At 63.8% G+C, this 15,006-nt stretch carries 13 protein-coding genes; 8 read left to right on the forward strand and 5 right to left on the reverse strand.

The genetic code is table 11. The features are described 5' to 3' along the window. Positions 1-262: 262 nt before the first annotated feature. Together JGZ97_RS08870 and JGZ97_RS08875 are read right to left on the reverse strand one after the other, a co-directional pair. Complete coding sequence (locus JGZ97_RS08870; RefSeq protein WP_207062272.1) at positions 263-1,279, reverse strand: PA2778 family cysteine peptidase; 1,017 nt, start codon at positions 1,277-1,279, stop codon at positions 263-265. Next, the gene (locus JGZ97_RS08875) at positions 1,263-1,628 is read right to left on the reverse strand and encodes a PA2779 family protein (protein ID WP_207062273.1); all 366 of its coding nucleotides are present in this window, start codon (positions 1,626-1,628) and stop codon (positions 1,263-1,265) included. Before JGZ97_RS08875 ends, JGZ97_RS08870 begins: the two co-directional genes overlap by 17 nt. Positions 1,629-1,802: 174 nt before the next feature. On the opposite strand from JGZ97_RS08875, the gene dapB reads away from it, so the two are divergent. The 6 genes from dapB (at position 1,803) to JGZ97_RS08905 (ending at position 9,513) form a co-directional block, all read left to right on the forward strand. Then, positions 1,803-2,606: a 4-hydroxy-tetrahydrodipicolinate reductase gene (gene dapB / locus JGZ97_RS08880; RefSeq protein WP_207062274.1), complete on the forward strand. Its 804-nt coding sequence runs from the start codon at positions 1,803-1,805 to the stop codon at positions 2,604-2,606. A gap of 225 nt (positions 2,607-2,831) precedes the next feature. Next, positions 2,832-3,683, forward strand: a complete 852-nt coding sequence (locus JGZ97_RS08885; protein ID WP_207062275.1) for an OmpA family protein — start codon at positions 2,832-2,834, stop codon at positions 3,681-3,683. Between the two features lie 263 nt (positions 3,684-3,946). After that, positions 3,947-5,077 (forward strand): glutamine-hydrolyzing carbamoyl-phosphate synthase small subunit, encoded by a 1,131-nt coding sequence (gene carA, locus JGZ97_RS08890; RefSeq protein WP_207062276.1) that lies wholly within the window; start codon positions 3,947-3,949, stop codon positions 5,075-5,077. 77 nt (positions 5,078-5,154) lie between these two features. Continuing rightward, the gene (carB, locus tag JGZ97_RS08895) at positions 5,155-8,376 is read left to right on the forward strand and encodes a carbamoyl-phosphate synthase large subunit (protein WP_207062277.1); all 3,222 of its coding nucleotides are present in this window, start codon (positions 5,155-5,157) and stop codon (positions 8,374-8,376) included. Then, the gene (gene greA, locus JGZ97_RS08900; RefSeq protein ID WP_207062278.1) at positions 8,373-8,849 is read left to right on the forward strand and encodes a transcription elongation factor GreA; all 477 of its coding nucleotides are present in this window, start codon (positions 8,373-8,375) and stop codon (positions 8,847-8,849) included. The genes carB and greA overlap by 4 nt, the downstream gene beginning before the upstream one ends. Before the next feature lie 388 nt (positions 8,850-9,237). Then, entirely contained in the window at positions 9,238-9,513 is a 276-nt protein-coding gene (locus JGZ97_RS08905) for a hypothetical protein (RefSeq protein ID WP_207062279.1), read from the forward strand. A 12-nt stretch (positions 9,514-9,525) separates the two neighbouring features. Here the strand turns inward: JGZ97_RS08905 and JGZ97_RS08910 are convergent, their stop codons facing one another. Genes JGZ97_RS08910 through JGZ97_RS08920 form a run of 3 tightly spaced genes read right to left on the reverse strand, consistent with a single transcriptional unit; the run spans position 9,526 to position 13,038 of the window. Further along, the gene (locus JGZ97_RS08910; protein ID WP_207062280.1) at positions 9,526-10,305 is read right to left on the reverse strand and encodes a TSUP family transporter; all 780 of its coding nucleotides are present in this window, start codon (positions 10,303-10,305) and stop codon (positions 9,526-9,528) included. 42 nt (positions 10,306-10,347) lie between these two features. Next, a complete protein-coding gene (locus JGZ97_RS08915; RefSeq protein ID WP_242521649.1) occupies positions 10,348-11,808 on the reverse strand; it encodes an NAD-dependent succinate-semialdehyde dehydrogenase in 1,461 nt (486 codons plus the stop codon). A 27-nt stretch (positions 11,809-11,835) separates the two neighbouring features. Continuing rightward, positions 11,836-13,038: a CaiB/BaiF CoA-transferase family protein gene (locus tag JGZ97_RS08920; RefSeq protein ID WP_207062282.1), complete on the reverse strand. Its 1,203-nt coding sequence runs from the start codon at positions 13,036-13,038 to the stop codon at positions 11,836-11,838. Between the two features lie 320 nt (positions 13,039-13,358). On the opposite strand from JGZ97_RS08920, the gene JGZ97_RS08925 reads away from it, so the two are divergent. Together JGZ97_RS08925 and JGZ97_RS08930 are read left to right on the forward strand one after the other, a co-directional pair. Further along, positions 13,359-14,354: a DUF523 and DUF1722 domain-containing protein gene (locus JGZ97_RS08925; protein WP_207062283.1), complete on the forward strand. Its 996-nt coding sequence runs from the start codon at positions 13,359-13,361 to the stop codon at positions 14,352-14,354. Between the two features lie 44 nt (positions 14,355-14,398). Then, a complete protein-coding gene (locus tag JGZ97_RS08930) occupies positions 14,399-14,959 on the forward strand; it encodes a hypothetical protein (protein ID WP_207062284.1) in 561 nt (186 codons plus the stop codon). Positions 14,960-15,006 lie beyond the last annotated feature (47 nt).

Below are 15,006 nucleotides of genomic sequence, written 5' to 3' on the forward strand. Positions count from 1 at the left end.
CGCAACACCCGGCGCATCCGCTTCCTCCTCAACGAGCATTGTCCCGATCAGCAGGAATTTATCCGCCTGACCCAAACCCTTTCGCCGGGGTAGTGGTGGCGAGCGCCCCCGGCTTGCACGAATGGGGGGAAAGGGGGCGCTGTGTCTGCAGGGCTGAAAATGGGCCAATATTGGCCCAGAAAGCCGCCAAATAGGGCCATCAAGCCCGAATCACCAAAATCCGACGCCCAGCCGAAGGTTCATGAAAAATGCGGGCTAGGGCTTATTGCGCCTGACGTTGGCTGCTAGCCGGCGTGGGGCAGGCGATCGATAGGCATTGGGCTACCGGCGGCTGCGAAAGTCCCGCCATCTCCGCCAGGCTGGCTTTGAAATTGTCTGAATCAGGGGCGAGCTGCACGGCGCAGGCGGCGGCTTCTCGAGCCTGGTTGACGCACCCTTGGGCGGCGAGGCTGTAGGCGAGGTTGTTCCAAGCCGGCGCTTGCTGTGGGTCGGTATCGAGCGCGCGGCGAAACGCGGCCTCGGCCTCGGGATAGCGTCCCCGGGCGTGGAGCTGATTGCCGCTCAGCAGCCAGGGTAGCGGGGATTGCGGCCAGGCTTCGGTGGCGCTGGCCAGGGCTTGCTCGGCCTGATGCTGAAGACCTGCCTGGTTCAGTTCCAGGGCGGCCTTGAGGTAGCGTTTTGGTTCCAGGTGAGAGGGCGGCACGTGGGCCGGATCAAGCAGGCTGATGGCCCAGTAGCCGCCCCTGCGCCAGGTCTGCTCAAATAGGTCCATCGGACGGGTCATCGCCTGGGTGACGCCCGAGTGCAGGCGTACGGTGGCGGTATTCAGGTCGTAGCCGATGAGGACGGCATAATGCCAGTGCGGCAGGCTGTCCAGCCCTAAGTTCTGCAATACCAGCACCGGATATCCGGCATCCAGGGTCGCCAGCAGTGCTTTAAGGCGCGGTGGGTGGGCATAGGGGAGTCGGCCTGCCCGACGTGCGCTGGCCAGCATTTCCGGTTGCAGGCTGCCCTTGCGGGCGGGGAGGTAAACCTGTTCCACCAGCGCCTCGGGGCGGGTGTGAATGCCGCTGGCGCTCAACGTCATGGCCAGGGCGGCGGGGCCGCATTGGTATTCTTCCTGGGCGAAAAAAGGCACCTCGTCCAACGCGACCGCGAGGGCCCGGTTCGGGTCGGGAGTTGCTAGCAGCTGGGTGGTCTGGGGGGCGCTGGTGCAACCGGACAGCGCTGCCAGGCTCAGCAGCGCCGCCGTCAGCCAGGGTTTAAACCGGGTCGACAAAGTTGAACACATCCGTGGCGCCGATGGCGTCGGTAATGATAAGGACGATAAAGATCAGCACCAGGGCGCCGAGGAGGCCACCGGAGGGGAGTTCATCGATCTGTGCGTTGAGGGTCTGCAACTCCTGGGGGGTCAGTGTGGCCAGACGCTGTTCGAGCTGGGCCGGATCGACTCCGCGCTCAATTAGCTGGTCGCGGATCTGCTGATCCTGAAGGGCGGACTGCAGCTCGCTGAGTTGCGGCGGCGCGATTTCGCCCAGCAGGGCCTGGGAGCTGACCGGCGCGGCATGGGTCAGGCTCAGTGGGGTAAAGACAAAAGCGAAAATCAACACGCGGATAAGGGCTTTCATAGGTTTCTCCTGGGCTTCAGGCTAGGACCCTTTGATTGCCGGGTTTGGCGATCGAAAGGCACCAGCTTACAAGGGGTTGCGGGGTAATAGTTTGAGGTTAGCAGAGGGTTCGGTTCTCGCAACTGCCGGTTCTGTCTATAATGGGCGGCTTTCAGCGTTGATAAGGGGTAGGGCATGACGCGCATCGCGATTACCGGGGCCGCCGGACGCATGGGTAAGAACTTGGTGCAGGCCGTACTGGAGGCCGAAGGCGTCAGTCTCGGGGCTGCCGTGATCAACCCGGCGAGCAGCCTGCTGGGGGCCGATATCGGCGAGGTGGTCGGCGTCGGTAAGCTGGGGATCAAGACCGTCGGCAGCCTGGATGCGGTGGCCGACCAGTTCGATGTGCTCATCGACTTCACCACCATCGACCTGACCTTGAAGAACCTCGACTGGTGCGCCCGCCACAACAAGAAGCTGGTGATCGGGACCACCGGTTTTGACGAGGCCCAGAAAGCGCTGATCGCCCAGGCGGCTGAAAAGATCGGCGTGGTCTTTGCCCCGAACATGAGCGTTGGCGTCAACCTGTGTTTCAAACTGTTGGATCTGGCCGCGCGGGTTTTGGGGGAGGGCTACGACATCGAGGTGATCGAGGCGCACCACCGGCATAAAGTGGATTCGCCTTCCGGGACCGCCCTGCGCCTGGGCGAGGTGGTGGCTAATGCCCTGGGGCGGGATCTGAACGCGTGCGCCGTTTACGGGCGCGAAGGTCAGATTGGGCCGCGCACGGCCACCGAAATCGGGTTTGAAACCATTCGGGCCGGCGACGTGGTGGGGGATCACACCGTGCTGTTCGCCACCGAGGGTGAGCGGGTAGAGATTACCCACAAGGCCAGCAGTCGCATGACCTTCGCCAAGGGGGCCGTGCGGGCCGCGGAATGGCTGCGCCAGCATGAGCGTGGCCTGTTTGATATGCAGGATGTACTCGGGCTGCGCTGACCCCGCGAACCGTTCCTTTCGGCCGACGCTCGTCGGCCATTGATCTTCCTTGAATTTTTTGTGTTTCTATAGGGCGGCGTCTATAACATCATCACTGATGTTGCGCTTGGCGCACCCCTCCCTCTCACAATATCGCGGGAGCACGAGGGCAGAATTGCAGAAGTATATGTCGCGGGTGTTGGCTGCAAGGGCTGGCATCCGATCGTATCTACAAGGAGATCTGTAATGAGAAAGCTACTGCTAGCCTCGTCGGTCGCTGCCTGCATGGCGCTTCCCGCAACTGTATGGGCCCATGGCTCCTGCGATGAAAACCCTGAGCACTGCGCGTATTGGCATAATTCCGACGGGAAGTATGTCAAGAACAGCGACGGTGACTGTGTCAGGACCTCCAGCTGGTTCGAGGGAACCCAGATTGAAGGCTGTGACGTCATCCTGCCCAAGGACGCCGACGGTGACGGGGTGACGGACGATATCGACCAGTGCGCCAACACCCCCCCGGGGACCCGGGTGGACAGTCGCGGCTGCGAACTGGACAGCGATAATGACGGCGTCGTGGACAGCAGCGACCAGTGCGCCAATACGCCGGCGGGGACGCCGGTAGACAGCCGCGGCTGTGAGCGCGACAGCGACGGCGACGGCGTGGTGGACAGCAAAGACAGCTGCCCCGGCACCCGCAGCGGTGTGGAAGTGGATGCCAAGGGTTGCCCCATACCGAAGTTCAAGAGTGTCTCCGTGAATTTGCGGGTCACCTTCGGCAACAACTCGGCGGAAGTCAGCTCGGCCCAGACGTTGCAGATGCAGGCCCTGGCCCATGTGCTCAAGTCCAATCCCAATATCCGCGTGCATATCAATGGTCATACCGACAGTGTCGGTGACGCTGATTACAACATGCAGCTGTCGGAGAAGCGGGCGCAGGCCGTGGTGGATTACATGGTCGAAAACTACGATGTCGATCGCGGCCAGCTCCGGGCGGTCGGCTACGGTGAGACGCAGCCTGTTGCCGATAACGCCACTGCCGAAGGGCGCGCCCTCAATCGTCGGGTCGAGGCCGACGTGAAAGGTAAAGTGGAGGAGTAGCGAGCGCCTGCCTACGGTTAAAAGGCCGCCTTTTCAGGCGGTCTTTTTTCATCCGAACGGTCAATATTTGCTTGGCTTTTAGACACTTAAACAGCGACTAAAGATGGATAAGGCGGCGCCTTTGCTGTAACATACCGCCAGTTTGGCCACAGTAAAGTGGTTCGAGAAAGGATCGATAAAAAGCGGGATGCGACTCACAGGTTCGCATCTCGCTTTTTTGCAGATAGCAGTCGGGTTTTTGCAGGTAAATGGAGGGGGCGACATTGAGTAAGACAGCCATTCTGGCCTTGGCCGATGGAAGTATCTTTAAGGGCAAGGCTATCGGGGCCGACGGGCAGACCAGCGGCGAGGTGGTGTTCAACACCTCCATGACCGGTTATCAGGAGATTCTTACCGACCCTTCCTATTCCCGGCAGATTGTCACCCTGACTTACCCCCATATCGGCAACACCGGCACCAACAGCGAAGACGAAGAGTCTGACAGTGTGCATGCCGCCGGCCTTGTTATCCGCGACCTGCCCCTGCTGGCCAGCAGCTGGCGTAACGAAAAGAGCCTGGACCAGTACCTCAAGGATCACAACATCGTCGGTATCGCCGATATCGATACCCGCCGCCTGACCCGGATCCTGCGGGAGAAAGGCGCCCAGAACGGCTGCATCATCGCCGGTGAGACGGTCGATGAGGCCCAGGCGCTGGCCGCGGCCAAGGCCTTTCCGGGGCTCAAGGGGATGGATCTGGCCAAAGAGGTGACCACCGCCCAGACCACTTCCTGGACCGAGAGCACCTGGCAACTGGGACAGGGCCACACCACTCCCGAGGGCGAGCAGCCCTACCACGTGGTGGCCTATGACTACGGCTGCAAGCGCAACATCCTGCGGATGCTGGTGGAGCGGGGTTGCCGGCTCACTCTGGTGCCGGCCCAGACCCCGGCCAGCGAGGTGCTGGCGATGAACCCCGACGGGGTTTTCCTCTCCAACGGACCCGGTGACCCGGAGCCCTGCACCTATGCTATCGAAGCGATTCAGCAGGTGCTGGAGACCGAGCTGCCGGTGTTCGGGATCTGCCTGGGCCACCAGCTGCTGGCCCTGGCCAGCGGCGCCAAGACCGAGAAGATGAAGTTCGGTCACCACGGCGCCAACCACCCGGTGCAGAACCTGGACGACGGCACCGTGATGATCACCAGCCAGAACCACGGCTTCGCGGTGGCTGAAGAGAGCCTGCCCGCGACCCTCCGGCCCACCCACAAGTCCCTGTTCGACGGTTCCCTGCAGGGCATCGAGCGCACCGATAAACCGGCCTTCAGCTTCCAGGGGCACCCGGAAGCGAGCCCCGGTCCCCGTGACGTGGCGCCCCTGTTCGATCGCTTTATCGAACTGATGAAGGCCCGGCGCTAGCCGCTCGACCCTGGGATGCGCGGCAAGCGATGAGCGCTGCCGCGCCGAATAGAACCTCAAGATCCGGTTTTGTAACCATGCCAAAGCGTACAGACATTCAAAGCATTCTGATCCTCGGGGCCGGCCCCATCGTCATCGGCCAGGCCTGTGAATTCGACTACTCCGGTGCCCAGGCCTGCAAGGCGCTGCGGGAGGAGGGGTACCGCGTCATCCTGGTGAACTCCAACCCCGCCACCATCATGACCGACCCGGCCATGGCCGATGCCACCTACATCGAGCCGATTAACTGGAAGACCGTGGCCAAGATCATCGCCAAGGAACGCCCCGACGCCATTCTGCCCACCATGGGCGGGCAGACCGCGCTTAACTGCGCCCTGGACCTGGCCCGCGAGGGCGTGCTCGAGGAGTACGGCGTCGAGATGATCGGCGCCACGGCCGATGCCATCGACAAGGCGGAAGATCGCGACCGTTTCGACCAGGCGATGAAGTCCATCGGCCTGGAGTGCCCCCGCGCCGCCATCGCTCACAGCCTGGAAGAGGCGCTGCAGGTACAGGCCCAGCTGGGCTTCCCCTGTATCATCCGTCCCTCGTTCACCATGGGCGGCTCCGGCGGCGGTATCGCCTACAACAAGGAGGAGTTCGTCGAGATCTGCGAGCGTGGGCTGGAGCTTTCGCCCACCAACGAGCTGCTGATCGACGAGTCCCTGATCGGCTGGAAAGAGTACGAGATGGAGGTGGTTCGCGATAAGAACGACAACTGCATCATCGTCTGCTCCATCGAGAACTTCGACGCCATGGGTGTGCATACCGGCGATTCCATCACCGTAGCCCCGGCCCAGACTCTCACCGACAAGGAGTACCAGATCATGCGCGACGCCTCCCTGGCGGTGCTGCGCGAGATCGGCGTCGAGACCGGGGGCTCCAACGTGCAGTTCGGGATGGACCCCAAGACCGGGCGCCTGGTGGTGATCGAGATGAACCCGCGGGTTTCCCGCTCCTCGGCCCTGGCCTCCAAGGCCACCGGCTTCCCCATCGCCAAGGTGGCGGCCAAGCTGGCCGTCGGGTACACCCTGGACGAGCTGCAGAACGACATCACCGGCGGTCGCACCCCGGCCTCCTTTGAGCCGGCCATCGATTACGTGGTCACCAAGATTCCCCGCTTCGCCTTTGAGAAGTTCCCCCAGGCCAACGACCGCCTCACCACCCAGATGAAGTCCGTGGGTGAGGTCATGGCCATCGGCCGCACCCTGCAGGAGTCCATGCATAAGGCGTTGCGCGGCCTGGAGGTGGGTGTGGACGGCTTTGATCCGATCCTGGACCTGGACGCCGAGGATGCCGAGGACATTCTGGTCCGTGAGCTGAAGAACCCCGGGGCAGACCGCATCTGGTACCTGGGCGATGCCTTCCGCTACGGCATGAGCGTGGAGCGCATCTACCAGATCAGCGGCATCGACCCCTGGTTCCTGGTGCAGGTGGAGGATTTGATCGCCGAGGAGGCCGCCGTCGCCAAGCTGGGCTTGCACGAGCTGAACGAGGAGCGGGTCTTCGCCCTCAAGCGCAAGGGCTTCTCCGATGCCCGCCTGGCCAAGCTGCTGGGCGTGTCCGAGAAGGAGTTCCGCAAGCGCCGCCAGAGCCTGGGGGTGCGCCCGGTCTACAAGCGGGTCGACACCTGCGCCGCCGAGTTCGCCACCGACACCGCCTACATGTACTCCACCTACGAGGAGGAGTGCGAGGCCAACCCGTCTGCGCGCGACAAGATCATGGTGTTGGGGGGCGGCCCCAACCGGATCGGCCAGGGCATCGAGTTTGACTACTGCTGTGTGCACGCGGCGCTGGCCATGCGTGAGGACGGCTTTGAAACCATCATGGTCAACTGTAACCCCGAGACCGTCTCCACCGACTACGACACCTCCGACCGTCTCTACTTCGAGCCGGTGACCCTGGAGGACGTGCTGGCCATCGTCGAGGTGGAGAAGCCCAAGGGCGTGATCGTCCAGTTCGGCGGCCAGACCCCGCTCAAGCTGGCGGTGGCCCTGGAGCAGGCGGGCGTACCCATTATCGGCACCACCCCTGAAGCCATCGACCGGGCCGAGGACCGGGAGCAGTTCCAGCAGATGATCCAGAAGCTGGAGCTCAAGCAGCCGCAAAACGCCACCGTGCGCTCCCTGGAGGAGGCCGTGGTCAAGGCCGAGCAGATTGGCTACCCCTTGGTGGTGCGCCCCTCCTACGTGCTGGGTGGCCGGGCCATGGAGATCGTCTACAAGGAGAAGGAGCTGCGTCGCTACATGAACGAGGCGGTAATGGTCTCCAACGACGCCCCGGTGCTGCTGGATCGCTTCCTCTCCAGCGCCATCGAGGTGGACATCGACGCCGTCTGCGACGGCGAGCGGGTGGTGATCGGCGCCATCATGCAGCACATCGAGCAGTGCGGCGTTCACTCCGGTGACTCGGCCTGTTCGCTGCCGCCCTACAACCTGGACGCTGCAGTGCAGGACCAGATGCGCGAGATCGTCGCCGCCATGGCCCTGGAGCTGGGCGTGGTGGGGCTGATGAACACCCAGCTGGCCTATCAGGACGGCGAGATCTACGTGATCGAGGTGAATCCCCGCGCTTCGCGCACCGTGCCCTTCGTCTCCAAGTGCATCGGCGCCTCTCTGGCCAAGATCGCCGCCCGGGTGATGGCCGGCGTCAGCCTGGAGGCGCAGGGCTTTACCCGCGAGATCGTGCCCACCTACTACAGTGTCAAAGAGGCGGTCTTCCCCTTCAACAAGTTCCCCGGTGTCGACCCGATTCTCGGCCCGGAGATGAAATCCACCGGTGAGGTGATGGGGGTCGGCGCTACCTTTGGCGAAGCTTTCGCCAAGGCCCACGTGGGCACCAACGAAGTTCTTCCGGCGCCGGGCAAGGCCTTCATCAGCGTCCGGGACGTGGACAAAGCCGGGGTCGTGAGCGTTGCCCGCGACCTGGTCGAGCTGGGCTTTGAGCTGGTGGCCACCGAAGGTACCCATAAGCTGCTGGCCGAGAACGGCATCACCTCAGGTCGGGTGAACAAGGTGACCGAAGGTCGGCCTAACATTGTCGATATGATTAAGAATGACGAAATCGTCTACGTGGTAAACACCACCGAGGGACGTCGCGCCATCGCCGATTCGGCGGCCATCCGCCGCTCGGCGCTGCAGCACAAGATCCCTTACACCACCACCCTTGCCGGTGCCGAGGCGGAAGTCCAGGCGCTGCAATTCGGTGAGGAAAAGACAGTTCGTCGACTACAGGATTTGCATGCAGGTGTTACCCAATGAGTAAGATTCCCATGACCGTGCACGGTGAGCAGAAGCTGCGCGCCGAGCTCAAGCATCTCAAGAGCGTGGAGCGTCCCCGCATCATCCAGGCCATCGCCGAGGCCCGCGAGCACGGCGACCTGAAAGAGAACGCGGAGTACCATGCCGCCCGTGAACAGCAGGGCTTTGCCGAGGGTCGGATCAAGGAGATCGAGAGCAAGCTGGCCGGGGCCCAGGTCATCGACGTCACCCTGATTCCCCACAGCGGCAAGGTGATTTTCGGTACCACCGTGGACCTGATCAACCTGGATACCGACGAGGAAGTGACCTACCAGATCGTCGGTGACGACGAATCGGATCTCAAGGAGAAGAAGGTGTCGGTCAATTCGCCCATCGCCCGCGCCCTGATCGGCAAGGAAGAGGGTGAGGTGGTGGTGGTCAAGACCCCCAACGGCGCCGTCGAGTACGAAATCGACCAGGTACGCCACCTCTAACTAAATCGAAAGTGCGTTTGGCAAAGGCCGGCCGGGAGCCCCCCGCGCCGGCTTTTTTTGTTGCTCTTGCCCGTATCGGCATGGCGTGTGGATCGCTATCCCTGTCTCGCGCCGCGTCAGTTGACCCGAAGGCCGGTGCCGCCGCCGGCCAGCAGCCGCTGCGTTTTGCTGGCCGGGACCCTGTCGTTGATACCGGGGATCCTGCCTTATACGGGCACGGCGACAAGGTGTTCAGCGGTACAGTGGGGCCGGGGGAGGGTGACGATTGCCCGGCTCGATGGCACTCGCGCCTGCTCCCGGTGTCTGTTGAAGGGTATTGGGGATTGCGCAGCGCCACACCCTTTTGGTTATAGTAAGACTCAGGGTTCGATCAGCACGGAGGTGGATTATGTACCAGCGAGACTTCTCAGATGTGATGATCGAGGCCGATTTTCTGTGGCGTGAAATCGCCGTGGGCGACCAGATTCTGGTCGAGGACGCCATCATCGAAGCGGGCGTGGAGCTGCTCAGCCCGGGCCGCGAATACGTGGTGGTCGAGAAGCAGTGCTCCGATACCGGGGTGCAGAGTTTTCTCGTGGAGTCCAACATTCCCCGCCATTCCGCCCGCCTCTACCCCCACTGGATCTGCAGCTACAGCGCCTTGCCGCGCGAGCTGCTCTCCTGAGCTCCAGGTCGATTACCCGCTGGCCAGGCTCTGCCAGAGCAGCCGCCCGGCCAGGGCAAGGGTTGCAAGGATAATCAGCGGCTTGACCAGGCGGGTGCCGCGACTGATCACCAGGTTGGAGCCCAGCCGGGCACCCAGCACCTGTCCCAGCGCCATGGCCAGCCCGACCAACCAGGCCACCTGGCCGGTCGCGACGAACAGGGCCAGCGAGCAGACGTTGGTGGCCAGCACCAGCACCTTGGTATGGGCGGTGGCGCGCACCAGGTTGAACCCCCGCAGGCCGACGAAGGCGGCGGCGAACAGGGAGCCCATGCCCGGGCCGAAAAATCCGCCGTAGAAGCCGATGCCCAGCGCAGCGCTGAGGGCAAAGCTGCGCTCGCCCAGGCGCGGCTGCTGGTCGATGTCGCCGACCCGGGGGGAGAACAGCAGGTAGAGGGCGACGCCGATCAGGAGCAGGGGCAGCAGGGTCGCCAGTTGCTGCTGATCGACCCGTTGCACGGCGCTGGTGCCCAGCGCGGCGCCCAGCAGGGCGCAGGCGATGGCGGGGCCCATGCCGGGCAGTCGAATCTGCCCCTTGCGAAAGAAATTCCAGGCCGAGGAGGCGGTGCCGAAGACGCTCTGCAGCTTGTTGGTGCCCAGGGCCAGACCCGGGGGCAGGCCCAGGGTCAGCAGCATCGGCAGCACCAGCACTCCTCCGGCGCCGGCGATGGAACTGATAAAGCCGGCCGTGCCCCCCAGCAGCACCAGCAGCGCAAAGAGCAGCGGATCAGGGGCGGCCAGGCTCAGGTCCATCGCAAGCGTTTACCTCGGACGCGAACCGTCACCGCCCACGCATCAGCTCTGGATGCCGCCGATCAGGGCGTACTTCATCTCGATGTAGTCTTCGATGCCGTACTTGGAGCCCTCGCGGCCCGTGCCGGACTCCTTGACCCCGCCGAAGGGGGCGATCTCGGTGGAGAGAATCCCCTCGTTGACCGCTACCATGCCGTACTCCAGCCCTTCCATGACCCGCCACACCCGGCCCAGGTCCCGGGCATAGAAGTAGGCGGCCAGGCCGTATTCGGTATCGTTGGCCATGGCGATGGCCTCGGCCTCGTCCTTGAAGGCGAACACCGGCGCGACGGGGCCGAAAATCTCCTCGCGGAACACCCGCATCTCAGGGGTGGCGCCGGTCAGCACGGTGGGCTGGTAGAAGCACTCGCCTTGCGCGCCCGGCGCGCCGCCGATGACGGCCTCGGCCCCCTTGTCGAGAGCATCCTGGACCAGGGTGTGGACATCTTTCGCCGCGCCCGGGTTGATCAGCGGGCCGATCAGGGTGCCTTCCTTCAGGCCGGGGCCGACCTGGAACTCGGCGACCCGGGCCGTTAGCTTCTCGACAAAGCGGGTGTAGACGCTCTCCTGCACCAGGATCCGGTTGGCGCAGACGCAGGTCTGGCCCGCGTTGCGGTACTTGGAGACCAGTGCCCCTTCCACTGCGGCATCCAGGTCCGCATCGTCAAAGACGATAAAGGGGGCATTGCCGCCCAGCTCCATGGACGTCTTCTTGACCGTGTCGGCGCACTGCTTGAGCAGCACCTTGCCTACCGCCGTGGAGCCGGTGAAGGTGAATTTGCGCACCGCCGGGTGGCCGGTCAGTTCGGCGCCGATAGCGCTGGAGTCAGAGCCCACGACGACGTTGATCACTCCCTCGGGAATGCCGGCGCGGTGGGCCAGCTCAGCCAGGGCCAGGGCCGATAGCGGGGTCTCTTTGGCGGGTTTGACCACGATGCTGCAGCCGGCGGCCAGGGCCGGGGCCGCCTTGCGGGCGATCATGGCGTTGGGGAAGTTCCAGGGGGTGATGGCGGCCACCACCCCCACCGGCTCCTTGGTTACCAGGATGCGTTTGTCGCTGGCGTGGCTGGGGATCACGTCGCCGTAGATGCGCTTGCCCTCCTCGGCAAACCACTCGATAAAGGAGGCGCCGTACATGACTTCGCCGGCGGACTCGAACAGGGGCTTGCCCTGCTCGCAGGTCATGATCATCGCCAGGTCGTCCTTGGCGGCGATGATCAGCTCGTACCAGCGTCGCATCAGCGCCGCGCGCTCCTTGGCGGTCTTCGCCCGCCAGGCCGGCAGGGCCCGTTCGGCTGCCTCGATGGCGGCGCGGGTGCCGGCGGCATCGATATCGGCGACCCGGGTCAGGGTCTCGCCGTTGGCCGGGTTGGTGACGGCCAGGGTTGCCCCCGCGGCGCCGTCTACCCATTCGCCGTTGATATAGGCCTGCTGTTTGAGCAGGGCGGAATCGCTCAGTTGCATGGTTGTTTTCCTCATCTTCTGGGCCGCTCAGGCCACGACACCCTTGTTTTTCAGGGCTGTTATTCGATCATCGTCAAAGTGCAGCAGCTCGCGCAGGACCTGGTCACTGTGCTGGCCCAGGGCGGGCGGCGGACCGCGGTATTCAATCGGCGTGGCGGAAAATTTGACCGGGTTGGCCACGGAGGGGCTGCGGCTGCCGTCGTCTTTCACAAGCTCCAGGCGCATCTGGCGGTGCTGGACCTGGGGATCGGCAAAGACCTGGTCCAGGGTGTTGATGGGGCCGCAGGGGACCCCCTGCCGGGAAAGCTGCTCCAGCCACCAGGCGCTGTTCTGGCGGCGCACCAGCTGCTCGATAATGGGCACCAGCGCCTGGCGGTGGCGGACCCGATCGCGGTTGGTGGCAAATTCCGCGCGGCGCGCTAAGCCGGGCTCTCCCGCCAGCTCGCAGAACCGGGCAAACTGGGTGTCGTTGCCGACCGCCAGCACGATGTAACCGTCGGCGGTGGCGAACGCCTGGTAAGGAACGATATTGGGGTGGGCATTGCCCAGGCGACCGGGCGCTTCGCCGCTGGCGAGGTAATTCATGGCCTGGTTGGCAAGGGTGGCCACCTGCACGTCCAGCAGCGCCAGGTCGATATGCTGGCCTACACCGTGGCGTTCGCGGTGGAGCAGGGCCGCCTGAATCGCGTTGCAGGCGTAGAGCCCTGTCATCACGTCGGTCAGGGCGACGCCGACCTTGGTGGGCTGGCCATCCGGCTCGCCGGTGACACTCATCAAGCCGCCCATGGCCTGGATCATGAAGTCGTAGCCCGCTCTCTCCCGGTAGGGACCGCTCTGGCCGAAGCCGGTGATGGAGCAGTACACCAGCCGCGGGTTGGTGGCTTTCAGACTGGCGTAGTCCAGGTGGTAGCGCTTCAGCGCCCCCACCTTGAAATTTTCCACCACCACATCCACTTCCCGGGCCAACTGGTGGACCAGCGCCTGCCCCTCGGGATGGGTGATGTCCACCGCCAGTGACTGTTTGCCACGGTTGGCGCAATGGAAGTAAGCGGCATCGCCCTCGCCATCACCCATGTAGGGCGGTCCCCAGCCGCGGGTATCGTCGCCGCTGCCGGGGCGCTCGATCTTGATCACCTCGGCGCCGCAGTCGGCCAGCATCTGGGTCGCCCAGGGGCCAGCCAGGATACGGCTCAGGTCCAGTACCCGAAACCCGTCCAGTGCCCCTTTCATTGATCGCGACGCCCATCGTCTGGGGTTAGGCGCCCTTGGTTCAGAACATCCATCCGTATAGTGCTCCCGTTATTGTGCCGTACGTCAGCTGCGGCACCGCTCAGGGTACCGTTGAAGTCGGCAGAGCGCCAATGGCTCGTTCACACTGGAATGTCCGGGCGCGCCCGTGGGACGCTCTTGTCGCCGCGAGGCTCTGCAGTTTCACGCCGGAGCCTCCGGCCCGGCCGCATTGCAGCGGCAAAAGTGATCCGGCGGAAAGGCTCGGGCGTATTCAGGGGTAAACGCGGTACGGACAGAATAACCTCGAGAGGATGCTGACCATGAAGACCATTGCCACCCGCAACCTTGATGCTTCACCCCAGGGCGGAGATAAAATCCCGGTTGGCATCAGCGCCTGCCTGCTGGGTAAGCCGGTTCGCTACAACGGTGGGCACAGCCAGTCACGGCTCTGCCTGGGCGAGTTGAGCCGCCACTTTGACTACCGCGCCTTTTGTCCCGAGCTGGAGGCGGGGTTCGGTGTCCCGCGCCCGACCCTGCGCCTGACCGGCGACCCCTCCGATCCGCGGATGGTGTTTTCCAACGACGCTTCGAAGGACGTGACCGACCGCTTCAAAACGGCGGTTGCAGACAAGATTGAGGGGCTGGCCGGGCTGGACGGATATATACTGATGAAGAACTCGCCCAGCTGTGGCCTGGAGCGTATCAAGGTGTACCGCGACAACGGGTATCCCCACACCGAGCGCACGCAAGGGCTGTTCACCGCCGCCCTGCGCCAGCGATTCCCGGATCTGCCGGTGGAGGAAGAGGGGCGGCTGAACGACGCGAGGTTGCGGGAAAACTTCATTCTGCGCGTGTTTGCCCACCACCACTTCCGTCGGGTGGTGGAGGACGCCCCTTCGCTGGGGCGCCTGATGGGCTTTCACCGGGACTATAAATATATCCTGATGGCCCACAACCAGCAGGAGTACCGCGCTCTGGGGCGCCTGCTGGCGCAGGCGGGCAAGGAGGCGGACATCGGGACGCTGCAGGCCGCCTACAAGAAGCGTTTTATGGCGGCGCTTGCAAAGCCTGCGACCCGTCGCAGTCACTGCAACGTGCTGCTGCATATACTGGGATACCTCAAGCGCGCGCTGGACGGTGCCACCCGCCGCGACATCATGGGCGTGATCGAGCAGTACCGCCGTGGCGAGGTGAACCTGGCCACGCCGCTGACCTTGATCAGCCACTACGTACGTCGTTGCGGCAGTGATTACATTCAGGCGCAACGTTATTTAGAACCCTACCCCGCCCCCCTCGGATTACGTAACCAGCTCTAGGGGGGCTTTAAACCGGGCGCGGGATGCGTCCAGGGAGACACGCCATGGCGATCATCAAGCCCGTCTTGAGATCGTGTGAAGCGTCTCCGGCTCGCTGTCTCAACTGTCCGCTGCTGGCGCTCTGCTGCGCCAGCAGCTTCGCTTTTGCGGAGCCGGGCGTGCCCTTCGAGGGCAGCCGGGAGCACGCGACTCAATTCCTTCACCAGTACAGCCTGGGTTACGGCCTGCTCTACGCCTGCGGTTACAGTCGCCTGCCGGCGTTCATGTTCAACTACCAGGACCCGGCTGAACTGACCCTGGAGAGTGCCGGACCTGCGCTGTCGCCTGGGCTGGTGCGCCTGATCGTGGATATGCACGATGACCAGGCGCTGTACCAGCGCACCTGCGATCGTCAGGGCCTTCTGGCGGCGAGCTTTGCCGAACCTGAGCTGAGCAGCGGGTTGATCGAGGGGCTGGCTGAGCTGGATCCCGAGGCCAGCGCCCAGAATGCGTTTGAAACCGGTGTCTATTACCGGATTCGCGGTGAGGTCGATGGGTTTGAAGCGTACTTGGAGGCGTGGCACCGTGCCCTGGACGAGTTCGATATCGCCAGCAGTGATCCCTGATTCAGACCCGGGCGCTGTAACGGGTAAAGGGCGGGCGGTCCCCCCTT

It is taken from the genome of Motiliproteus sp. SC1-56, from assembly GCF_017309075.1.
GTDB lineage: Bacteria > Pseudomonadota > Gammaproteobacteria > Pseudomonadales > Balneatricaceae > Motiliproteus.